Source organism: Kitasatospora sp. NPDC059160 (genome assembly GCF_042755465.1).
Taxonomy (GTDB): Bacteria; Actinomycetota; Actinomycetes; order Streptomycetales; family Streptomycetaceae; genus Kitasatospora.
Map to the genome: position 1 here is coordinate 49,438 of NZ_JBHZCN010000028.1, position 22,415 is coordinate 71,852.

A 22,415-nucleotide genomic window follows, 5' to 3' on the forward strand; every position below is an offset into this window, starting at 1 on the left:
CGCGCCCGGTCGGCCACAGCGCCGACCGGGCGCGCGCAACGGATCCGCCGGGGTCGCTACTCCTCGACCCGGACCTTGTCGGCCTGCAAGCCCTTCTGGCCCTGGACGGCCTCGAAGGAGACCTTCTGGCCCTCCACCAGGGACTTGAAGCCGGTCGACTCGATCGCCCGGAAATGCACGAACAGGTCGGGGCCGGACTCCGGGCTGATGAACCCGTAGCCCTTCTCGTCGTTGAACCACTTCACGGTGCCGTTCTGGCGCTCGGCCATGCCTACTCCTCGGGGTCGGGGCGCGGTGCCGTCGCGTGATCCTCTCACGGAGGGCGCGTGAGTCGACACGAAGAGTAGTCGAGCCGCCCTAGGTGTGCCGGGGTCGGAGCGCCGCCGAGGCGGCGACGAGGAGGTCGCGGAGGGCGGTGGCGGCGGGGGAGGGCGCGGCGGGCGTGAGGACGACCTGGTCGGCGGTGGTCGAGGGGCCGGTGAGGGGGATGACGTGCAGCCCCGGAGGCCGGTGGTCGAGGGCGGACTCGACGGTGATGCCGATGCCGGTGCCCGCGGCGACGTGGGCGGCGATGGCGTGGACGCTGTCGGCGGTGCGGATGATGCGCAGGTCGGCTCCGCTGATCCGGAAGGCGGTGAGGAGGCGGTCGCAGAGACCGCTGTTGATCTGGTGGGGCCAGGTGAGCAGGCCGGTGGTGGAGAGTTCGGCGGTGCTCAACTCGGCGTGCCCGGCCAGAGGATGGGCCTCCGGGACGAGGGCCATGAAGCGCTCGGTGGAGAGCACCCGGGCCCGTACGCCGGTGATGCCGCCGGTGGCCCAGCCGATGCCCAGGCCGATGGTCTCCGCGCGGAGGGCGGCGACCAGGGCGGTGGTCGGCATGGCCTCCGGCACGATCGTCACGTCGGGGAAGCGCTCGCGCAGTTGCGGGAGGCAGCGCAGCAGCAGCTGGTGGCCGGTGTACTCGGCATGGCCGACGACGAGGGTGGTCCCGGTCCGCTCACCGGCGGCGAGCGCGCGGCCGCGCTGCTGGAACCCGCGCAGCTGGGCGAGGGTGGCATGGGCGTCGGGGAGCAGGGCCGTGCCGAGCTCGGTGAGGGAGACCCGGCGGCTGGTGCGGTCGAACAGTCGGCCGCCGAGGGTGTGCTCCAGGCGCCGGACGGCGTCGCTGACGGTGGGCTGCCCGCGGTGGAGACGGGCGGCGGCGCGGCCGAAGTGCAGCTCCTCGGCGACCGCGACGAATGCTTCCAGTTCGATCCTGTCCACCGTCCCACGGTAGCGCGACCGGCCCGGCGATCGATCGGTGCCACCGATCGCTGCATGCCGGAGTTCGGCGTTGATGCCGGACCGCGCACGGGCTGAGATGGGAGGACAAGCAGCGCAGTCGATCGACGAGAACGGTGAAGAGACATGGCAGTCAACGGTGTTGAGTCCGGCCGGGCAGTGCCGGCGGTCACGGTCGGCGTGGTGTTCCACTCGGTGCACGGCCACACCCGGGTGCTGGCCGAGCACCTCGCCGCCGGCGCCCGGCGGGTGCCGGGCGCGGAGGTGCACCTGGTCGAGATCCGGGCCGAGGACGTCGACGCGGGCCGCTGGCACGACCCGGAGGTGCTGGCCCTGCTGGACCGCTCCGACGCCATCGTGTTCGGCAGTCCGACGCTGATGGGCAGCGTGTCGGCGGTGTTCAAGGCGTTCATGGAGGCCGCGTTCACGCCGTTCGTCACCCAGAGCTGGAAGGACAAGCTGGCCGGCGGGTTCACCATGTCGGTTTCGCAGAGCGGCGACAAGCTCGCCGTGCTGGAGCAACTAGCCGTCTTCGGTGCACAGTTGGGCATGCAGTGGATCGGCGTCGGCGACATGCCGGGCAACAACTGGAGCGGCGGAAGCCGGGACGACGTCAACCGGCTGGGCTCCTGGCTGGGGCTGATGAGCCAGAGCAACGCCGACCAGGGGCCGGAGCACGCCGGGTCGCGCGGGGACCTGGCCACCGCCGAACGGTACGGCGAGCGGATCGCCCGGCTGGCCCAGCGCTGGGTGAACGCGGTGCCGTACGAGACGACGCGGATGACGGAGCACGAGGCCCGTGCGCTGTCGGCGATCCTGCGGGAGGCGGGGGTGGAGGTGCCGGGTGTGCCAGGTGCGTCGGGTGTGCCGAGTGCGCCGGGTGTGCCGGGTGTGCCGGGGGTGCCGGGGGTGCCGGCGGCGGGCTGAGGGGGTGGGCTGAGGGGGTGGGTCGCCGGGGCCCGGGGCTGGCGGCTGGGTGGCTGTTGGGCTCCCGACGGTGGATCCGATACGGTTGCATCGGAATGTCCCGGGGTGGAGCCCGGAGGCGGGTGGAATCGGGCGGAGTCGGAAGGTGCGTGGCGGATGCCCAAGCAGGTCGACCACGAGGAGCGGCGCCGACGGATCGCCGACGCCGTCTGCGCGCTGATCGACGCCCAGGGCCTGGAAGGCGCGACCCTGCGGGACGTCGCCACCCGTGCCGACGTCTCCATGGGCGCCGTCCAACGCTGCTTCCGCAACAAGGAGGAGATGCTGCGGTTCGCCCTCGGCCACATCGGCGCACGCGTCACCGAACGGGCCCGGGGCCGACTCGTCGCCGGCCCCGCCCAGTCCGCCGCCAGCACGGTCGGCCACGTCGTCGGCGAAGTCGCGCTGCTGCGCGAGGAACACCGCGCCGAGGCCCGGATCTGGCTCGCCTTCCTCGCCGCGGCCGCCGTCAACCCCGCCCTGGCCGCCGACCTGCGGGCCGGCTACACCGACCTGGAGGGGCTGCTCGCCCGACTCGTCGCCGAGGCCGCCCCCGCCCTCGACCCCCGGCGCGAAGCCCGTACGCTGCTCGCCCTCGCCGACGGGCTCACCGGACACGTCCTCATCGGCCACCGGACCACGGCCGAGGCCGAGGAACTGCTGCACGCCCACCTCGCGGGGCTGTGGCGGGAGCGTTAGGCGTCTCCGTCGGCTGGCTCCGTCAGCTGGCTCCGCCGGGCGTCTCCGCCTGGTGTCCCTGCCGGGTATCTCCGTTGCGGGGGTGGGGCTTTGCGGCGAGGATCCTGTTCGTGCCCGACTCCTGGTCCGAACTGACGCCCTATCCGAAGATCCCCGCGAAGGGGCGCCCCGACGCGCCCGGCAGCCGGGAGTGGACGGCGGCGGAGAAGGTCCACGGCGCGCACTTCGCCGTGGTCTGCGAGGGCGACGCCGTACGGGCCGCCAAGCGGCGCGACCTGCTCGGGGACGAGGACCTCGACGCCTTCTTCGGCGTCAGCCGGATCTGGCCCCGACTGCGCGTCGCGGCGGGCCGGTTCGCGGCGGCGGTTCGGGCCGGCCGGGGCGGCGACGCCGTCGTCACCGTGTACGGGGAACTGGCCGGCGGCCGCTACCCCCACCCCGGGGTGCCCGCCGCCCCCGGGGTCGAACCCGTGCAGACGGGCGTCTGGTACGACCCCGGACTGCGCTGGCTGCCCTTCGACGCCACGGTGGAGACCGCCGACGGCCGCTGCTGGCTCGCCGACCGCGAACTCCGCTCCGCCGCCGACGCCGCCGGGCTGAGCTGCGTCCCCCTGCTCGCCCGTGGCCCGCTGAACACCCTCCAGGACCTCCCCGCCGCCTTCCCCAGCCGGGTGCCGGCCCTGTTCGGACTGCCCGAACTCGCCGACAACCTCGCCGAGGGCTACGTCCTCAAGCCCGCCGGCGAATGGCGCGAGTCCGGAGCGGCCCGCCCGGTGCTCAAGGTCAAGCAGAAGGCATTCGCCGAGGACGGGCGCTACGACGGCGCCCGCCCCTACCTCCCCCCGCCTGAGGGTGCCGCCGGCGTCCCCGCCTGGCTGCTGGTCCAGGCCTCCGCCCTGCTCACCCCCGCCCGCGCGGCCGCCGCCGTCAGCAAGCTGGGCCCGCGCACGGCTCCGGACGCGGTCGCGGCGGAGATCGCCCAGGATGTCACCGACGAACTCGCCGAAGCCCTCGGCGGCTTGGAGCCGGCCACCGCGTCGGCACTGCGGGACGTCCTCCGGCCCGCCGCCGATGCCCTGGTCCTCTTCGACGCCCAGGGTCGGGCGCGGCGGTGGGGGCGGGGGCGGTCCTGAACGTACGTCCGTGTGATGCGCGGATGGGACGGGCGTCCGTGTGATGCGCGGATGGGACGGACGTCCGTCTCGGAGGCGCAATGGGACGGACGTCCGTCCCAGGCTCCCGCTGGGACGTACGTCCGTGTCAGACGACCAGCCGCACGGTGCGTCCGTCCTGGACGTCCAGTGGGACGGACGTCCGTCCCAGGCGCTCGCCGGAACGTACGTCCGTATCAGACGGCCACGCCGGACACCCGTGTGAAACGCACGTCCGCGTAAAACGCACGTCCGTGTGCCCGCCCGCCGCCGGGGCGCGCGCCGTCCGCTGTGCGCCGGTTCCGCGCTGCGCGAGGGGTTCTCGGGAACGGGCTCTTATTGTACTGTCCGTCTAATAAGGCGGGTGAGCGGGAACCCGCAGGGGCAGGCACCAGGAGGCAGCCATGGCTCTCACCCGGCAGACGCCGGCGGACCGGAACGGCCACGGGGCGGCGGAACACGGCCACACGGCGGCCGACGACGACGTCTCGAAGCGGCTGCTGGAGTCGGCCGCCACCCTCTCCTACGACCCGATGACCGAGATCGACTGGGACGCGCCCCTCCCCGAGGAGCACTACGGCCTCAACCCCGAGTGGAGCACCCTCTACGGCACCCGGCTGTGGGACGAGATGACCGAGCAGCAGCGGATCGCGCTCACCCGGCACGAGGTCTGCTCGATCATGAACACCGGCATCTGGTTCGAGATGATCCTCCAGCAGATGGTGCTGCGCGACCAGTACCTCAAGAACCCCGCCAACGCCGAGTTCCAGTTCGCGCTCACCGAGATCGCCGACGAGTGCCGCCACTCCATCATGTTCGCCCGCGCCTGCCAGAAGATGGGCGTCCCCGCCTACCGGCCCAACAAGGTGATCGCCCAGGCCGGGCGCGCCTTCAAGGCCCTCGCCAAGGGCGAACTCGCCTACGGCGGCATCCTGGTGGCCGAGGAGGTGCTGGACGTCATGCAGCGCGACTGGATGCGCGGCGAGAACGTCCTGGAGATCGTCCGCGGCAGCTCCAGGATCCACGTGGTCGAGGAGTCGCGGCACATGAAGTTCGCCCGGCAGGAGATCCGCGAACGGGTGCGCCACGCGGGCCCGGCCCGGCGCCGCGCCTCGGCCACCGGCATCGCGATCGGCGCGTACGTCATCGTCAGCAGCATGGTCCACCCGGGCGTCTACAAGGCCGTCGGGCTGGACGTCGCCCGCGCCCTCGACGAGGTGAAGGGCAACGAGCACCGCAAGGCGATGATGCGCAACAGCTCCCGGCACCTGATGGCCTTCCTCGCCGAGACCGGGCTGATCACCAGCCGTTCGGCGGCGATCTACCGCCGCGTGCACATGCTCTGACGATCCGTCACCCACAGCGAGGACCCACCCCGGCCATGGCCTACGCGATCACCCGGACCTGCTGCAACGACGCCTCGTGCGTGTCCGTCTGCCCGGTCAACTGCATCCACCCGACCCCGGAGGAGCCGGAGTTCGGCACCACCGACATGCTCTACATCGACCCGCAGGCGTGCATCGACTGCGGGGCCTGCGCGGACGCCTGCCCGGTGGACGCGGTGTACCCGGTCGACCGGCTGCGCGGTCCGGACGTCGTCTTCGGCGACCTCAACCGCGACTGGTACCGCGACCACCCCAACGACCACGCCTGGGGCGCGCCCGGCTTCCCGCGCAGCCTGCCGGGCGAACTCGGCACCCTGCGGATCGCCGTGGTCGGCACCGGTCCCTCCGCCGGGTACACCGCCCAGGAACTGCTGCGCTGCACCAGCGCCGAACTGACCATGATCGACCGGCTGCCGGTCACCGGCGGCCTGCTGCGGCACGGCGTCGCCCCCGACCACCAGTCCACCAAGCGGATCGCGGAGAGCTTCGCGAGCGTCTTCCACGACCCCCGGCTGCGGGTGCACCTCAACCTGGAGGTCGGCACCGACGTCACCCACGAGGAACTCGCCGCGCACCACCACGCGGTGGTGTACGCGGTGGGCGCGGCCGCCGACCGGAGGCTCGGCGTGCCCGGTGAGGACCTGCCCGGCAGCCTGCCCGCGACCTCCTTCGTCGGCTGGTACAACGCCGACCCGACGGTGCCCGCCGACGCGGTCGAGCTGTCCGCCGAACGGGTCGTGGTGGTCGGCAACGGCAACGTCGCGGTGGACATCGCCCGCATCCTGCTCACCGACCCCGACCGACTCGCCGTCACCGACATCGCCGACCACGCCCTGGCCGCGCTGCGCCGCAGCCGGGTCCGGGAGGTCGTGCTGCTGGCCCGGCGCGGGCCCGAGCAGGCGGCCTGGAGCGCACCGGAGTTCCTGGCGCTGCGCCGGCTGCCCGGTGTCGAGCTGGTGGTCGAGGACCACCCGCAGGTGCGGGCGGCGATCGAGGCGGCCGCGCCGGACTCGCGGGCCGCGCTGCTGGCGGGTCTGCCGCTGGTGAGCACCGGGGACGCGGGCGGCGAGGGCGGCGAGGGCGGCGAGGGCGCGCAGCCGGGGCCGGGCCGGCGGATCGTGCTGCGCTTCCTGTCGACCCCGGTGGAGCTGGCCGGGGCGGACGGCCGGGTCGCCGGGCTGACGGTCGAGCGGACGCGGCTGACCGGGGACGGCGTGCCCGACGGGACGACGGGGGAGCGCGAGACCCTGCGGGCCGGGCTGGTGGTGCGCTCCATCGGGCACCGCGGCGTGCCGCTGCCGGGGCTGCCTTTCGACGAACGGACCGGGACGGTCGCCCGGCGGGGCGGCCGGGTCGTCGACCCGGCAACCGGGCAGGCGCTGCCGGGCGCGTACGTGGTCGGCTGGGCCAAGCGCGGGCCCTCCGGCGGGATCGGGGCCAACCGGGCCTGCGCGCGGGAGACGGTGGACGCGCTGCTGGACGACGCGGTGGCCCGGGTGCTGCCGGAACCCCCGGCGGGGCGGGCGGAGTTCGAACGCCTGGTGCGGCGGCGCCGGCCGGACGCCGTCGGGTTGAAGGAGCTCCGCGCGGTGGACCGCGCGGAGCGCGAGCGCGGTGCGGCGCAGGGACGGCCGAGGGTGAAGCTGGCGACGGTGGCGGAACTGCTGGCGGCGGGCCGGCGACGCTAGGGCCCGTCCTACGGCCTTCCGGAGGGGCCCTGCGCAGGGGGCGGCCCGCTCCGGGAGCCGCCGGTCGGCTCCACGGTCCTGCCGGTCGGCTCCACGGCCGTGCCGGCATCGGAGCCCTCCGGGTAGAACTGCCGTGCCCAGCGCCGGAACAGCCCGATCGAGCGCTCCCCGGGCACCAGTCGCGGCTGCGCCAGGTAGCGCTTGTGGGCGAGCACGGGCCGGTCCTGCTTGATGATCCGGACCGAGGCCTGGAGTGCCAGCCAGGACGCCGCCCGGTCCACGGCCCGCGCCGCGCCGACCCCCGGCACCGGTACGGTGGCGGTCACCGCGAAGCGCACCAGGGTGCGCCAGGGCGCGAGCGGTGTCGGCAGCACCCACACCAGCAACGAGCTGCCCAGGTCGGGGAGTTCGGCCGTCAGCCGCATCATGCCCAGCCCGGCCAGGGTCACCGGCTGGTCCAGGCTCACCGCGCCCAGGCCCGGGAACCGGGTGGTGGTGCGCTGGTGGACGGTGAACAGCGGGCCGTCCGGCTCCGGTGGTGCGCTCTCGCGGGTGTCCAGGCCGTGCAGCACCGCGACGTGCCGGAAGTCGACGCTGTTCTCCATCACCTCCTGCGGGTGGGAGAGCAACTCCCCGCTCCACCAGGCCAGCGGCCGCACCCCGACCGCCGGCGGCAGCTCCCAGGCGGGCGCGGCGCCGTCCGGCCCGCCCTCCGGCCCGTTCCCCGGCCCGCCCCGCCAGACGAACAGCGCGCCGTCCCGCTCGACCAGCCGGCGCCGCGCCAGCTCGCCGCGGAACCGGGTGCCGTTTGGGGAGCCCGTGCAGGAGCCGTCCGGGGCGAAGGCGAAGCCGTGGAACGGGCAGACCAGCTCCTCGCCCCGCACCCGCCCGCCCGCGCCGAAGTGCGCGCCCAGGTGCGGGCAGTGCGGCCCGATCGCGCGCACCGCGCCCCGCCGCGTCCGGTACAGCACCACGTCCTCGCCCATCAGCCGGGCGGTGCGGACCCGGCCGGGTGGCAGGTCGCGGGCGCGGCCCACGCAGAACCAGCCGCTCGGGTACGGCAGCGGGGCGGAGTGCTCGGCCATGGCGGTCACCTCGGTGGCTTGACGGCGGTGTGGACGTACCAGGCGATGTGCTCGCGCACCGCGTACATCTCCACGGTGGAACGGAGGTTGAGCCAGCGCGCCGGGTCGCCGAGGCGGCGCAGCAGCTCCCAGGGCAGCCGGAAGTACGCGTGCACCGCCTCGGTGGTCGGCAGGTAGTAGGGCGTCGCGTCCAGCGACTCCTCGACCTCGAAACCGGCCCCGGCGAGCAGCTGCGGCAGGGTGCCCGCGTGGTAGAGCAGGGCGCCGGTCATCGCCATCGCGTCCAGGTACGGTTCGAGCAAGGCCCGTGCGGGTGCGGGTAATTGGTCCACCGGGCCGGTGCTCATCGGGCCGAGCAGCACCAGCCGCCCGCCCGGGCGGAGCACCCGGTGGAACTCGGCGAGCGCGCGGGCCGGGTGGTAGGAGTGGACGAGCGTCTCCATCGAGTAGGCGCCGTCGAACCCGCCGTCGAATCCGCCGTCGGGGAAGGGGAGTTCGTGGTAGTCGCCCCAGTGGAAGTCGGTCCGGTCGGCCAGCGCGGCGCGGGCGCTCAGCCGGCGGGCCTCGGCGAGGTGGAAGTCCAGGACGTCGACCCCGGTGACCAGCAGCCCGAAGCGGGTCGCCATCGCCCGGGCCACCACCCCGGCCCCGCAGCCCGCGTCCAGCACCCGCGATCCGGCGGGCAGCGCCAGCTTCTGCCCGAGCACGTCCTGGAGTTGGCGCTGGGCCCGCCACAGCCGCCACTTGGACTGGCCGGGCTCGGTCCACCCCCAGTGCCGGGCGTTGCGCGCCACCCGGGTGTAGAACCACCGGCTCCCGGCGCGTCCGTACACCCGGCGCAGCGCGGTGAGATCGAGTTCCTGGGCGACCATGCCGTCACGCTAGCGGCGGGCCCGTCACCCCACCCGGCGGCGCCACGGGCGGTTGCGCCGCCGGGAGGGTTCGTACGGTCGTCGGACGGGCTGATCAGCCGACCAGGGTGGCGCGCAGCCAGGGCACGATCAGCCCCATCGCCTCGCCGAAGCGCGAGATCGCGCAGTGGCCGGTGTCCGGGACGAGTTCGACCCGGGTGTCCCGGCGCCCGGTGAACACCAGGGTGTCGTGCTGGGGGACGTGCACGTCGTCCGCGCCGTTGACCACCAGCATCGGCCCGTTGGCGTCCCGGTCCAGCAGCGGGCGCAGGTCGAAGGCGGCGAACGCGTCCTCGCGGGCCGTCGGGCCCGGCATCGCGTCGAAGCCCAGGGCGTTGCCGACGATGCCGTCCATGCCGAAGGCGAAGCCGCGGCCGCGCGCGAAGGACCGCTCCACCGGCCCGCCGAGCACCACCGCCGCGTCCACGGCGCCGGTCAGGCCGGTGCGGGCCGCGTAGTAGCCGCCCATCGAGATGCCGAAGTGGCCGACCCGGCCGCCGCCGAGGGTACGGGCGAAGGCGATCAGGCCCTCGATCACCTCGGCCCCGCCGTCCGGGGTCATCGGCAGGTGGGCGGTCTCGCCGGTGCCCGCCAGGTCGAACAGCAGCAGCCGCACCGGCAGGGCGAGTGCCAGCTGCTCCCACATGCCGTGCAGGTCGGCCTTCCAGGAGTCCACCCCGCCGCTGGCCAGGAGCACCGGCGCGTCGGCGGGCAGGCCGGGGGCGGCCATCAGGTGGACGGGCAGGGAGGTGGTGCCGCCGCGGTACGGGACGGTGACGGTACGGCGCTCGAACTCCACCGGGAAGCCGGGGGCGGCCAGGACGTACTGCTCGATCTGGCGGGCGAGCGCGGTGCGCTTGGGGGCGTCGGCCAGCGAGGGGAACTTGGCCCAGCCGTACGCCTGGGCGGCCTCCCGGTGCCGTCCGGCGGCGGCGTGCCGGGCGGCCAGGGCGGACCACTCGTGCACCCAGCCGCCGGGCCGGTCGGGCCACATCTCGGTGACGGCGGCGCGCACCGCGTCCACCTCGGCGGCGGGCAGGCCGAGGGTCATCTGGGGGTGGCGCTCGGCGAACAGGTCCTGCGGGTCCAGGGGCCAGGTGAAGGACATGGTGGTGCCTCCCGTGCTGCTGGGTCTCTCGACGTTCCGGTTCTTAAGGCCGGAACTCTTGCGTTAGTGACTATGCGCCTGGCGGACCGTAAACGCAAGTACTCCTGCGTTAAGCTGGCCTCCGAGCCGAACGAGGGGACCGCCGCATGACCGAGCAGGAACCGGAACCGGAACCGGAGCCGATCCGCCGCCGCCCCGGCGGGCGGGCCGCCCGGGTGCGCCAGGCCGTCCTGGCCGCGGCCATGGAGGCCCTCGCCGAGGGCGGTCTCGCCCGGCTCGGCATCGCCGACGTCGCCGCCCGCGCCGGGGTCAACGAGACCACCGTGTACCGGCGTTGGGGCAGTCGGGAGAAGCTGGCGCTGGACGCCATGCTGACCGCCAGCGACGAGGGGATCCCCGTCCCCGACACCGGGGCCGTCCGCACCGACCTGGCCGCCTTCGCCCGCGCCCTGGCCGACTACACCGCCACCCCGCTCGGCCGTGCCGTCGTCCACGCGGCCGCGCACAACTCCGACGACCCGGCCCTCGCCGAGTCCTGGCAGGCCTTCTGGCAGACCCGCCTCGACCGGGCCGGCGTCATCGTGCACCGGGCCGTCGAGCGCGGTGAACTCCCGGCCGGCACCGACGCCCGCCTCGCCCTGGAACTGCTCTGCGCCCCGATCCAGACCCGGGCCGTGCTCGGACACCGCTCGGTCGACCCCGACCTGCCGGAACGGCTCGCCGACGCCCTGCTGGACGGGCTGCGCGCGCGGGCCTGACGGGCGGGTCTGACGCGGGTCTGACGCGCGGGCCTGACGGGCGGACGCGCAAGGGCCGGTGACTCCAGGGGAGTTCACCGGCCCCTCGCCGAGCAGCCGAGAGCCGATCAGTCGAGCAGCCGGGCAGCCGGGCCTCAGGCCGGGCCGGCCGCGCCGTGCAGGATGCCGCCGCCGTCCCGGCCGCGCAGGGCCAGCGCGGCCGGGAGGACCGCCGCCGGCAGCGCGACGGCCGCGCAACAGGCGGCCAGCACGCCCATCACCGTCCACGGCACCAGCACGGGCGTCGGGCCGACCAGCGCGGTCAGCGCCGTCCAGGAGCCGCCGACGCTGATCGCCGTGCCCAGCCCGCCCAGCAGGGCACCGGCCGTCACGCAGAGCAGGGTCTCGACCGCCACCGTGCGCAGCACCTGGCCCCGGGTGGCGCCGGCCAGCCGCAGCAGGGACAGCTCCCGCCGCCGGTCGCCGGTCGTCATCACCAGCGAGTTGGCCAGCGTGATCACCGCGTAGCCGATCGCCAGGCCGAGGATCATCAGCAGGGCGTTCCAGGAGTCCCGCGCGGTGCTGTCGGTGGCGGCCGACCAGACCTGCTCCGGCGTTTCGAGCCGGGCGCCCAGCCCGTCCACGGCCGTCCGCAGGGCGGCGGCGGCCTGCGCGCGGTCGGCGCCGGGCGGCAGCCGCAGGTCGATCCGCTCGGCCAAGGCCGGCCCGCCGACCCCGCCGACCCCGCTGGTGACGGCGTCGGGGTCGGTCACCCAGGCCTGGACGGCCTCGGCGCCGGTGCCCAGCAGGGCCGCGACCCGCAGCTCCCGCGGGGTGCCGTCGGCCAGCCGGACGGCGATCCGCGCGCCGACCGCGGGCGAGCCCGGCCAGGTGCGGCTGAGCACGACCGAGCCCGGGCCGAGGTCGGCCAGCGAGCCGGCGACGACCGGGAGCCGGTCGACGGCGGCCAGCGCGGCCGGGTCCGCCGTCGCGGCGCGGAAGGGCACCAGGGCCTGGCCGTCGTCCACGGCGGCCATGAGCGAGGTCGGGGTGATCACCGCCGCCCGCACCCCGGGGACGGCCCGGACCCGGTCCGCCACGGTCCGGCTCAGCCCGGGGGTGCCGGCCGGCACGACCACCAGGTCGGCGGCGGACAGCTGGGTGCGGGTCTCGGTGACCTGGGCGCGGTCGATGGTGTCGATGCTGCCGACCAGGCAGCCGGCGAAGGCGACGATCAGCACCACCGGGGTGGTGGTCGCGGCGGTGCGCCGGAAGGCCGTCAGCGCACTCTGCCGGGCGGTCGCCCAGACGATGCCGCCGCCGTCCTCGACGGACCGGCCGCGCAGCCGGGCCACCAGTGCGGGCAGCGCCGTCAGCAGCCGGATCGCCGGCCCGGCCAGCACGGCCGCCAGCAGCACGCAGCCGGCCACGATCGGCAGCAGCAGGGCGAGCGCGTCGGCGACGCTCGCCGCTGCGTCCGGCCAGCCGCGGGCGGTCAGCGCGAGGGCGGCGATGCCGCCGCCGAGCACCAGCAGGCCGCTCGCCCAGCGGAACGCCAGGGCGGCGCGCGAGGTCCGCTCGGCGTCCGCCTCCGCGAGCGCCTCGCCGGGGCTGATCAGGCCGGCCTTCACTGCGGAGGACAGCACGCCGGTGAGCGCGGTCAGCAGCCCGATCGCGCCTGCGACGAGCAGCCCCCACCCGGTCACCGGGACGGTGAACCCGTCCGGCACCAGGTCGTGGTCGACCAGCCAGCGGCCGGCCGGCGCCGCCCCGACCGCGCCGAGCGCGCACCCGGCGGCGGAGGCCAGCACACCGACCACCAGCGCCTCCCGGAGGACCAGGGCGCGCAGCTGGCGGCGGGTGGCGCCGATCAGCCGCAGCAGGGCGAGTTCGCGGCGGCGCTGGGCGATCGACAGCGCGAAGGTGCCGCCCACCACGAACACCGCGGTGCCGCCGGAGACCGCGGCGGACAGGCCGAGCGGCGTCTGCACGCCGTCCAGCCGGGCGGCGACCTCGGCGTGGTGCGGGTCGGCCTGGGCGCGCTCGGCACCGGTGAGCACCCGGGCCACGCCGGCCCCGCCGTTGGCCTCCACGGCCCGGCGTACGGCGTCGGCGGGGCCGAAGGCGGCCAGCGCGCCGACGGCGGGGCTGAACCGGGCGGCCCGGGCGTCGGTGAAGAAGACGGCGTGCTCGAAGGCCTCGGCCCCGGTGACGCCGGAGACCGTCGCGGTGTGCGGGCCGTCGGCGGTGACGAACCGGACCGACCGGCCGATCTGCTCCGGGCGGCCGCCGCCGAGCACGACCTGGTCGTCGGTGGCGGGCGCGGTGCCCGCGGTGAGCCGGTAGCCGCCCAGGGCGGCGCTCGACCAGGCCCGGCCGACCTGGTCGCGCGGGCCGTCCGCGAGTTGGGCGTAGAAGGTGTGGTCCTCGACCGTGCGGCCGGTCGCGGCCACGGCGGCGAGCAGCCCGGCGGGCAGGCCCGGCTGGGCGGGGACCTGGGTCGGTTGGACGTCGCCGCCGCCCGCGGGCGTGAAGTCCACGTTCAGGTCGGCGATCACCAGCACCGGGGCCTCGGAGAAGCGCTGGCGCCCCTGGTCCGGGACGCCGACGGTGGCCGAGATGACCAGGAGCGAAGTGGCCAGCAGGGCGACGCCGCAGGCCAGGGCGACGAAGCTGCCGACGAAGGAGGCCCAGCGGAGCCGGACGGAGGCGAGGGCGAGGCTCAGCATGCGAGGGCCTCCGGGGTACGGGCCTCCACCGGGTCGGCCTCCACCGGGTCGGTCTCCAGCGCGGTCATCCGGGCGGCGACCTGCTCGGCGGTCGGCCGCTCCAGGGAGCCGGCCAGCCGTCCGTCCCGGAGGAAGAGCACCCGGTCCGCGGACGAGGCGGCGACCGGGTCGTGGGTGACCATCACCACCGCGCGGCCGGGGTCGTCGGCCATCCCGCGCAGCAGGGTGAGCACCTCGCGGCCGCTGCGGGTGTCCAGCGCGCCGGTCGGCTCGTCGGCGAGCAGCACCGCCGGGCGGGTGATCAGCGCCCGGGCGATGGCGACCCGCTGCTGCTGGCCGCCGGAGAGCTCGCCCGGCCGGTGCCCGGCCCGGTCGGCGAGGCCGACGGCGGCCAGCGCGGCGGCCACCTCCGCCGCGGCGGGGCGGCGGCCGGACAGCCTGGCCGGGAGCGCCACGTTCTGCGCCGCGGTCAGCGCGGGCAGCAGGTTGAAGGACTGGAAGACGAAGCCGATCCGCTCCCGGCGCAGCACCGTCAGCTCCTTGTCCCGCAGCCCGCCGAGCACGGCACCGTCCACCCGCACCTCGCCCCGGTCGACCGCCTCCAGCCCGGCGGCCGCACGCAGCAGCGTCGACTTGCCCGACCCGGACGGCCCCATGACGGCGGTGAAGGTGCCGAAGGGGAACCCGACGGTCACGTCGTCGAGCCCGACGACGGGTTCGGGCCCGCGCCGGTAGGTCCGGCGGACGGAGCGGAGTTCGACGGCGAGGTCGGTGGCGGGGGCGGCGGCGTTCATGATCCCCATCCCACCGCCCGGGGCGGGGGCGGCTCAATGGCCAGGGGTTCACTTCCGGGGGTACAGCCAGCTACACCCCCTCGCACCACCGGCGCTTCAACCGCTCCCAGCGCTGCGCCTGCTCCGGGGTCAGGGTGCCGCGCAGGTCGGCGAGTTTCAGGAGCTGGGCCTCGGCGTCGGCGCCCAGGGGTTGGGCCTCGGCGCGGTAGTGGTCGGTGAGCAGGGCGTCGAGTTCGGGGCGGGTGAGGGCCGGGTCGAGGCGCTGGGCGAGCTTGGCCATGTTGCGGTAGGAGCCCTGGAGCAGGAACGGCGGCTCGGTGCGGGCGCGGTCGTCCTGGGCGGCGGAGGCGAGGTAGGCGCGGTTGACGGCCAGGACGGTGCCGCGCAGGTGGAGCAGCCCGGCCAGGACGGCGGTCATCCGCTCGACCTCGGCGGCCGGCCAGGCGCCGGTCAGGGTGCCGCCCGGGGTGCCGCCGGCGCGGGCGAGCAGGGTGTCCAGGTCGGTGCGTTCGGCGGTGGCGAGCGGGGCCAGGTGGGGGCTGGCGGGCAGGGCGTTCTCGACGAAGCTGAGCGCGAAGAGGTCCTCCCGGCCGGCCACGGCGTCGCCGAGGTTCCACACGTCGGCCCGGTTGGCGAGCATGTCGGGGAGCCGGAAGAGCCGGCCGGACTCGGTGTACGGGTTGGCGGCCATCACCACGGCGAAGCGCTTGCCGCGCAGGTCCCACTCGCGGGCCCCGCCGTCCGCGACGCCGTCGATCCGGCGCTGGGCGTCGCACAGCGGGATGAAGCGCTGCAGGAACTCGGGCGAGGTGTGCTGCACGTCGTCGAGGTGGAGCAGCACGTTGTCGCCGGCGTGCAGGGCGAAGTTGAGCTTCTCCAGTTCGCGCCGGGCGGCGGCGTCGGGGGCCTCGGCCGGGTCCAGCGAGGTGACCCGGTGGCCGAGTGCCGGGCCGCTGACCGAGACCAGCAGCAGGCCGAGCCGCTCGGCGAGGTACTCGACCAGGGTGGTCTTGCCGTAGCCGGGCGGGGAGACCAGCAGCAGCAGGCCGCTGCGGTCCACGGGGCCGCCGGGGCCGGCGGTGCCGAGCTGCTTGGCGAGGTTGTCGCCGATCAGCGGCAGGTACACCTGGTCGATCAGCCGGTTGCGGACGAAGCCGTTGAGCGATGCGGGCCGGTACTGGTCGAGCCGCAGCCGGGCGTGTTCGGCGGCCAGCAGCTCACCGCGCAGCCGCTGGTAGGCGCGGTGTCCGGGGACGTCGACCGCCTCGAACCCGCGGACCCGGGCGAGCAGTTCGTCCAGGCGGAGGTCCAGCGCACCGCCGCGCAGGCGCGGGTGGTCGCCGAGCAGTCCGGTCAGCCGGGTGCCGACGGCGCCCGCGGCGCGGCGGCGCGGCAGCGTCGGGCAGAGCAGTACGGCGGCGGCCTCGGCGAGGTCGCCCGGTTCGGCGTCGGAGGCGGCCGACTCCAGCCAGGCGGTGGCCAGTTGGTGCCGTACGGGGAGCAGGGAGGGGTCCTCCGGCAGGGCGGTCAGGGCCTCGGTCAGCCCGGCGGACTCCGGGGCGGCGTGGAACTTCTCCAGCAGTGCGCGGGCCCCGGGGGAGTACGTGAACTCCGGTGTCTCGGAGGCGAGTTCGGCGACCAGGTAGGCCCCGGCCGGTTCGGCCTCGGCGCCAGCGCCAGTGCCGGCCCCGGCCGCGCCCGGGCCGGACCCGGTCGGGGCGAACTCCGCCACGGCGGACGACAGTTCGGCCGCCAGTGCGGCCAGCGCCGGCACCGCGCCGCCGTACGCCTGCCGGGCGAGGCCCAGCGAGCGGGCCCGGGTGTGCCAGACCAGCCGCTGCCGTTCGTCCGCGCCGTGCGCCCAGTACAGCTGGGCGGCCGCCCGGGCCGCCGCCGGGTGCCGCAACAGGCCCGCCTCGGCGCGGAGTTCGAGCAGGGCGCGGAGCACCAGCGCGGCGTCGTGGTCGTGCACCCCGCGCTGGTAGCCCTCGTCCGGGCGCCGTTCGGCGGCCCGCCGGACGTACTCCAGCAGGTCGCCGTCGGGTTCCCCCGGCTCGGCGGCCAGCAGCAGGCTCGCGGCCAGGTACTCGGCGCGGTAGAGCGCGGGCGTCTCGGAGGGCAGCGGCCGGTCCCAGTACCGCTCGGTGGCGGCGAAGGCCGGGTCGGTGACCGGGGCGCGGTAGTCGGTGCCGGTGAGGGTGAAGGCGGGGCGGCCCCGCCAGGGCAGCAGGGTGAGTTCGGGGCGCTGGGTGGTGACCGCGAACAGGTGGCGGCCCAGTCGCAGGGTGCCGGGGCCGTCTCCGGCGAGCTCGGCGCGGTCGCGCAGCGCCCGGTGGGCGCGGCCGCGCGCGGCGCGCAGCCGTCCGGTCAGCTCCTCGGCCCGGACCCGGTCGCCGAGGGCGGTCAACTGTCCAGCGAGGTCGCGGAGTTTGACGGCCGTCGGGTCGGCGGCGAACGCGGCCTCGATCTCCTCGAGAGTGCCCAGGGCGGCCAGCCGCCGGTGCAGGGTGTCGAGGATCCGTTCGGCGGAGGCGGCCAGCCGGTCGGCCCGCCCGGCCCGCTGCTCCAGCAGGTGCTGGCGGCGGGCGGTGAGGGCGTCGTGGATCTCGGTGCGGCGTTCGGTGAGCTGTTCGCCGAGCGCCGGGTCGGCGTCGGCGAAGCGGGTCTCCAGCTGCTCGATCCGCAGCAGCAGGCGGCCGAGCCGGTCGTCGCAGGCCTCGGGGGTGTCGGCGGCGGCCAGCGCCGCGGTGACGGCCTGGGCGAGCAGCGCCGTCTCGGCGGCGAACTCGGCGGCGGCCTCGCGGGTGCGCAGCTCGCGGCGGCGGACGGTCAGCGTGCTGCGGGCCCGGTTGAGCAGTCCGAGGACGTCGGCGAGCCGGTCCAGGATGGCGGTGCGGGTGGTGGCGTCGGCCAGGTCGAGGGTGCCGACCAGCTCCGAGACGGTCTGCAACGCCTCGCTCTGCGCCGTGAGTTCGAGGCCCAGCGGCTCGGCCTCGGCGGCGGTCGCCAGCGCGGCGCAGCGCTCGGCCAGCTCGCCGGCCCGGCGCCGGTGGGGCTCGAAGGCGGCGGGTTCGGCGAGCTGGACCACTGCTCGGTCGGCGGCCTCGGCCAGCCCCTCGGCGAGGTGCTCGGCCAGCGCGTCGATCCGTTCCGCCCGGGCGCGCGGCAGGTCCCGCAGGGCCTCCACCCGGCCCTGGGCGCGGCGCAGCGCGGCCAGCCGGTCGACCCATTCGGCGGCGTCGGCGATGGTCTCGCCGCGCGCCGTGCGCAGCAGGCCCTCGACGTGTTCGGCGGTCTCCTCGGTGCGGGCGGCGGCGTGGGCGGTGAGCTGGGCGACCGCCTCGTACTCGGCGATCACCTGCCGGGCGGTGTCGCGGATCTCGGCGAGTGGTGCGGCGAGGTCGCCGAGGCCGCTCTGGCCGAGCCAGTGGTGTCGGTCGGCGGTGCGGGTGCAGGCGGTGAGCACGGCGTGGTGCCCGGCCGGGGTGTCGGCGCCGGCCGCGGCCAGCCGGGCGAGGGCGAGGCAGTCGGCCAGGCCGCGGACCAGGTCGGCGTTGCCGATCCGGGCCAGCGGGCCGGTGCCGGGCGGCTGTTCGGCGGCGTGCCGCTCGCTGGTGAACGGGCTCTGCCAGAGCTGGACGGGGTGCAGCCGGGTCGGGCCGTCCTCGGCGGGGCGCAGCGCGATCAGGGTGCCGTCGTCGAGCAGTGCGTAGCCCTGGCAGGCGAGCGGGGCGGCGGCCTCCTGGCGGACGGAGTTGTACGGCTGGAGCAGCGCCCGGCCGTCGGTGGCGGAGCGGAACTCGTACAGCAGGTCCTCGCCGTTGGGGGAGAGGACGGTGCGTTCGTAGGCGAGGCCGTCGACCGGCTGGTCGAAGGTGCGCACGGTGCCGTCGGCGAGGTGGCAGCCGCCGGGGAAGGCCACGCCCTGGTCGGCGGGCAGCCGCAGGCAGGCCTGGCCGAGGGCGTCGATCCGGGTGACCCGGCCGGTGGGCAGGTGGACCACCAGGTGCCGGACGGTCTCCTCCTGGTACGGGCGGACCCGCACCAGCAGCAGGGTGGCGAGCCGGGCGTGGGCGACCTGGGCGTCGGCGAGGGTCTGGAGGGCCTCGGCGAGCGGTTCCCGGTGCAGTTCGCGGCCGTCGGGGGTGGTGAGGGTGAGCCGGCCGCCGTCCACGCCGAGGTGGAGTTCCCCGGCGAGGTCGGCGCGCGGTGCGGTGCCGGGGGCGGCGGGCAGCTGGTCGTCGCGGGTGAGCGGGGTCCAGTCGAGCTGGCGGCCGTCGGCGGGGGTGTGGTCGCGTTCGCCGCGGCCGTCCTGGTAGGTGGCGCGGTCGTCGTCGAGGCGCCAGCGCAGCACCCGGACGTCGGTGGCGGCCGGGCCGGTGCGGAAGACGGCGAGCAGCCGGCCGCCGACCGGGCGCAGCCGTTCCAGCCGGGCGTCGCGGAAGTAGCGGCGCAGGTCGGTGAGGTCCTGGCGCAGCCGGGGGTCGTCCAGCAGGGTGCCGTCGGCGGGGGAGAGGTCGTCGGGCCGGTGGAGGGAGAGGAGGTCGGTGAAGTCCTCGGTGCCGCCCTCCGCCTCGGCCGGGCGGGTGCCGAGCAGCAGTCGGCCGCCGACGGCGGTGAGGTCCTGCGGCAGGCAGGCCCGGGCGGTGGTGAGCCGCCCGGTGCCGGTGAGCCGTAGTTCCCCGCCGCCGAACTCGGCGACCCGGCGGGTGTTCAACGCCTCCGCGCGGTCGGCGAGTTCGGCGGCGGCCCGGGCGAGCCGGCCACGCAGGACCTCGTAGCTGCCGGCGTCGGGCCGGGCGTCGTCGAGGGCTTCCACGGTCATTCCCCTGGTGTTCGGCGGGTGTCTGCCTGCTGCTGCTCGGCGGGTGACTACTTGCTGCCGTTCACGGCGGCGCCGGTGAGCGCCCCGATCGGGGTCTCCGCGATGCCCAGCTTCCGTGCGGAGTCGAGCAGTTGGCGCAGCTGTCCGGCCTGCTCGCCGCCGCCGCCGATCAGCTTGAGGAGCAGCGCGGACACCGTCAGGTTCTGCACGTCCGCGGTGGAGACCGAGGACAGCACCCGGGTGAGGTCCTTGGTGAAGTCGGCGCTGCCGTCCAGCCAGGGCCCGGCCAGGGCCTGGGCGGTCTGCGAGTGGCCGACGAAGGCGTCCACGCTCTTGCCGGCCGTCACCGACTGCACCAGCCGGTCGAAGAAGACCGAGTCCCCGCCGACGATGTCGATCTTGGCCTTCTCCAGCCCGGCGGCGACCAGCGCGGCCTGCGCCTCGGCGATCTGCCGCTGGGTGTCCAGCCCGGCCAGGCGGACGTCCTTCTCGGCGGCCAGCCGCAGCCGGTACTCCTCGTGCCCGCGCGAGGCCTCGTCCAGCTTGGCCATCGCCGCGGCCTTCTCGGTCAGGCCCTCGGCCTCGGCCTTGAGCTTGGCGCCGACCTCCAGCGCGCTCGCCCTGGCCTTCTCGGTCTGCACCACGGCCTCGGCGCGGCCGACCTTCTCCACCGCGGCGGCCTCCTGCTCCCGCACCTGCACCCGGGCCAGGCCCTCGGCGGCGGCCTCCGCCCGGACGCCCTCGGCCAGCTTGACCTTGGCGGCCGCGTCCAGTTCGGCGGCCTGCTGCCGGGCCTCGGCCAGCACCAGCGACTCGCGGGCCTTGTGCGAGGCGGCCTGCTCGGCGGCCTCGGCGGCCTTGATGTCCTTGACCAGCTTCTCCTGGGCCTCCGCCTCGGCCTGGATGACCACGGCCTTGCGCATCCGCTCGGCCTCCTCGACGGCCCGCATGGTCTTCACGGCCTCCTCCTGCTCGGCGACGGTGCGCTCGACCGCGACCCGCTCGCGGACCACGTCGGCGACCTCCCGGCGGCGGGACTCGACCTCCTTCTGCTTGGCCATCACGGCGAGTTCGGTCTCCCGCTCGCGGCCGACGACCTCCAGCAGGCGGTCCTTCTCGATCCGCTCGTTCTCCACCGCGATGACCCGCTCGCGGTTCTTCTGCGCCACCGCGACCTCGCGGGCCTGGTTCTCCCGCTGCACCCCGAGCACCTCCTCGGTGCGCAGGAAGGCGGTCTGGGCGGTGAGCCGCTCCTCCTCCTGCACCCGGGCGATCACCGCGTCCTCCTTGGCCCGCAGGGTCTCGATCTCGCGGCGCTGGCGGATCTCGGCGTCGGCCTGGCGGCGCTCCAGCTCCAGGACTGTCTCCCGGGCGTCCACGTTCTGCCGGGTGATCTCCTTCTCCTCGTTGCGCTGGTACTCGTTGGTGCGCACGTGCTCGATCGCGGTCAGCTCGGTGATCTTGCGGATGCCCTGGGCGTCCAGGATGTTGTCGCCGTCCAGCTGGCTCATCGGGGTCTGTTCGAGGTGGTCGATGGCCGCGTCCTCGAGGGTGTAGCCGTTGAGGTCGGTGCCGATGACCGCGATGATCTGGTCCCGGAACTCGTGCCGGTGGGTGTAGAGGTCGGTGAAGTCCAGCTGCTTGCCGACGGTCTTGAGCGCCTCGGCGAACTTCGCCGCGAAGAAGTCCTGGATCGCCTGCGGGTCGCTGGCCCGGGCGGTGCCGATCGACTGGGCCACCTTGACGACGTCCTCGACGGTCTTGTTCACCCGGACGAAGAAGGAGATCCGGATGTCCGCCCGGATGTTGTCCCGGCAGATCAGGCCGTCCCGGCCGGCCCGGTGGATCTCCACCGTCTTCGCCGTGATGTCCATCAACTCGGCCTTGTGCAGGACCGGCAGGACGATCGCCCCGGTGAAGGTGACGTCCACGCTCTTGGTGCGGGAGACGATCAGGGCCTTGCCCTGCTCGACCTTCTGGAACAGGCGCCCCACGAAGAGCAGCGCGGCGAGCAGGATGAGCAGCACGACGGCGATGAGTACGCCGAAACCCACGGCGATGGTGTCCATCACGGAGTCCTTTGACGGGATGGTGGTGCGAAGTGGTTGGCGGGGAAGCTGTGCTGACGAGGCGTCAGAGGCCCGGCGGGGACGGGTCGAACGGCGCGACCAGGAAGTGCTCGCCGTCCGCGTCGTAGTCGTAGATCAGTGCGGTGCGCCCGGCGGTGAGCTCCGGGTCCGCCTGCGGGGTGCGGACCTGCACGGTGGCGGTGGAGCCGTCCCCGGCGGTCACCTCGGCCTGTCCGAAGTCGGCCGTCACCCGGCCGGTGCGGATCACGCAGACCCGGCCGACGAAGTCGCCCCGGGTGACCGGCCGGTCCTCGGGGAACAGCCGCCGCAGCGGTCGGACGAGCACCCGGGTGCCCGCCCAGGAGGCGACCAGCGCGACGACGAACACGCCGCCGCGCGCCGGTGCCCCGGAGGTGAGGACGGTGCCGGACAGGCTGACGAACCAGGCGAGCGCGACCAGCAGCGACACCGCCACCGTCGCGGGCACCCCGCCCAGTCCCAGCGCGTCCAGCACGCCCCCGTGGTGGCCCGTGCCGTGGGCTCCGTCGGCGGTCCCCCCGTCGGCGGTCCCCCCACCGGCGCCGTGCCCGCCGGACGCCCCGTGGGCCACGTTCCCCCCGACACCGTGCCCCCCGGCACCGTGTCCGACGTGACCCGCCGGGCCCACATGTCCGGCGTGCCCGGCACCCAGGTGGTGCCCGACGCCGTGCCCCCCGTGCACGGCGTCGAACCCCAGGCCGCCGATCAGCATCAGCAGCCAGTACCCGACGACCACCACCAGCGCGAAGCTGAACAGCGCCGTCGGAAAGGCCAGCGCGGCCGCGAAGAAGTCCCCCGTCCCGGCCATGCCCCCCGCCTTTCCCCCGGCACCGGGCATCGGCGCCGCAGAGATCATGGCAGCGGGCGGGGCGTTCGCACATTGCCAGGATCCGGCAATCTTTACGGCCTTTTGACACCCTGGTACGCGCGCTGCCCGTGACACTGTGA

Annotated in this window: 16 protein-coding genes; 6 read left to right on the forward strand and 10 right to left on the reverse strand. The window is 75.3% G+C overall.

What is annotated here, in order from left to right; genetic code table 11:
• Nucleotides 1–56: 56 nt before the first annotated feature.
• Complete coding sequence (locus ACFXOZ_RS14575; protein ID WP_380407577.1) at nt 57–269, reverse strand: cold-shock protein; 213 nt, start codon at nt 267–269, stop codon at nt 57–59.
• Nucleotides 270–357: 88 nt separating this feature from the next.
• Entirely contained in the window at nt 358–1,263 is a 906-nt protein-coding gene (locus ACFXOZ_RS14580; protein ID WP_380590408.1) for a LysR family transcriptional regulator, read from the reverse strand.
• A 144-nt stretch (nt 1,264–1,407) separates the two neighbouring features.
• On the opposite strand from ACFXOZ_RS14580, the gene ACFXOZ_RS14585 reads away from it, so the two are divergent.
• From ACFXOZ_RS14585 to ACFXOZ_RS14605, 5 genes are all read left to right on the forward strand, one after another.
• The gene (locus tag ACFXOZ_RS14585; protein WP_380590411.1) at nt 1,408–2,208 is read left to right on the forward strand and encodes a flavodoxin family protein; all 801 of its coding nucleotides are present in this window, start codon (nt 1,408–1,410) and stop codon (nt 2,206–2,208) included.
• A 156-nt stretch (nt 2,209–2,364) separates the two neighbouring features.
• A complete protein-coding gene (locus ACFXOZ_RS14590) occupies nt 2,365–2,946 on the forward strand; it encodes a TetR/AcrR family transcriptional regulator (RefSeq protein ID WP_380590414.1) in 582 nt (193 codons plus the stop codon).
• Between the two features lie 110 nt (nt 2,947–3,056).
• Nucleotides 3,057–4,079 carry an RNA ligase family protein gene (locus ACFXOZ_RS14595; protein ID WP_380590417.1) on the forward strand — a complete coding sequence of 341 codons (1,023 nt, stop codon included), beginning with the start codon at nt 3,057–3,059 and terminating at the stop codon, nt 4,077–4,079.
• A 422-nt stretch (nt 4,080–4,501) separates the two neighbouring features.
• A complete protein-coding gene (locus ACFXOZ_RS14600) occupies nt 4,502–5,443 on the forward strand; it encodes a diiron oxygenase (protein WP_380523249.1) in 942 nt (313 codons plus the stop codon).
• A 35-nt stretch (nt 5,444–5,478) separates the two neighbouring features.
• The gene (locus ACFXOZ_RS14605) at nt 5,479–7,170 is read left to right on the forward strand and encodes an FAD-dependent oxidoreductase (protein ID WP_380590420.1); all 1,692 of its coding nucleotides are present in this window, start codon (nt 5,479–5,481) and stop codon (nt 7,168–7,170) included.
• 8 nt (nt 7,171–7,178) lie between these two features.
• On the opposite strand, the gene ACFXOZ_RS14610 is transcribed toward ACFXOZ_RS14605, so the two are convergent.
• The 3 genes from ACFXOZ_RS14610 to ACFXOZ_RS14620 form a co-directional block, all read right to left on the reverse strand.
• Nucleotides 7,179–8,255, reverse strand: a complete 1,077-nt coding sequence (locus tag ACFXOZ_RS14610) for an aromatic ring-hydroxylating dioxygenase subunit alpha (RefSeq protein ID WP_380590423.1) — start codon at nt 8,253–8,255, stop codon at nt 7,179–7,181.
• Nucleotides 8,256–8,260: 5 nt separating this feature from the next.
• Entirely contained in the window at nt 8,261–9,127 is an 867-nt protein-coding gene (locus ACFXOZ_RS14615; RefSeq protein ID WP_380523247.1) for a methyltransferase domain-containing protein, read from the reverse strand.
• Nucleotides 9,128–9,221: 94 nt separating this feature from the next.
• Nucleotides 9,222–10,274 carry an alpha/beta fold hydrolase gene (locus ACFXOZ_RS14620; RefSeq protein ID WP_380590426.1) on the reverse strand — a complete coding sequence of 351 codons (1,053 nt, stop codon included), beginning with the start codon at nt 10,272–10,274 and terminating at the stop codon, nt 9,222–9,224.
• A 146-nt stretch (nt 10,275–10,420) separates the two neighbouring features.
• On the opposite strand from ACFXOZ_RS14620, the gene ACFXOZ_RS14625 reads away from it, so the two are divergent.
• Nucleotides 10,421–11,032 (forward strand): TetR/AcrR family transcriptional regulator C-terminal ligand-binding domain-containing protein, encoded by a 612-nt coding sequence (locus ACFXOZ_RS14625; RefSeq protein ID WP_380523245.1) that lies wholly within the window; start codon nt 10,421–10,423, stop codon nt 11,030–11,032.
• A 134-nt stretch (nt 11,033–11,166) separates the two neighbouring features.
• Here ACFXOZ_RS14625 and ACFXOZ_RS14630 read toward each other — a convergent pair whose 3' ends face one another.
• The 5 genes from ACFXOZ_RS14630 to ACFXOZ_RS14650 all read right to left on the reverse strand — a co-directional run bounded on the left by ACFXOZ_RS14630 (nt 11,167) and on the right by ACFXOZ_RS14650 (nt 22,275).
• The gene (locus ACFXOZ_RS14630; RefSeq protein WP_380590429.1) at nt 11,167–13,740 is read right to left on the reverse strand and encodes an ABC transporter permease; all 2,574 of its coding nucleotides are present in this window, start codon (nt 13,738–13,740) and stop codon (nt 11,167–11,169) included.
• Complete coding sequence (locus ACFXOZ_RS14635) at nt 13,734–14,534, reverse strand: ABC transporter ATP-binding protein (protein ID WP_380590432.1); 801 nt, start codon at nt 14,532–14,534, stop codon at nt 13,734–13,736. The genes ACFXOZ_RS14630 and ACFXOZ_RS14635 overlap by 7 nt, the downstream gene beginning before the upstream one ends.
• Nucleotides 14,535–14,604: 70 nt before the next feature.
• Nucleotides 14,605–19,359 (reverse strand): DNA repair ATPase, encoded by a 4,755-nt coding sequence (locus ACFXOZ_RS14640; protein WP_380590435.1) that lies wholly within the window; start codon nt 19,357–19,359, stop codon nt 14,605–14,607.
• Between the two features lie 47 nt (nt 19,360–19,406).
• The gene (locus ACFXOZ_RS14645; RefSeq protein ID WP_380590438.1) at nt 19,407–21,428 is read right to left on the reverse strand and encodes a flotillin family protein; all 2,022 of its coding nucleotides are present in this window, start codon (nt 21,426–21,428) and stop codon (nt 19,407–19,409) included.
• Between the two features lie 64 nt (nt 21,429–21,492).
• The gene (locus ACFXOZ_RS14650; protein ID WP_380590441.1) at nt 21,493–22,275 is read right to left on the reverse strand and encodes a hypothetical protein; all 783 of its coding nucleotides are present in this window, start codon (nt 22,273–22,275) and stop codon (nt 21,493–21,495) included.
• Between the last annotated feature and the right edge of the window lie 140 nt (nt 22,276–22,415).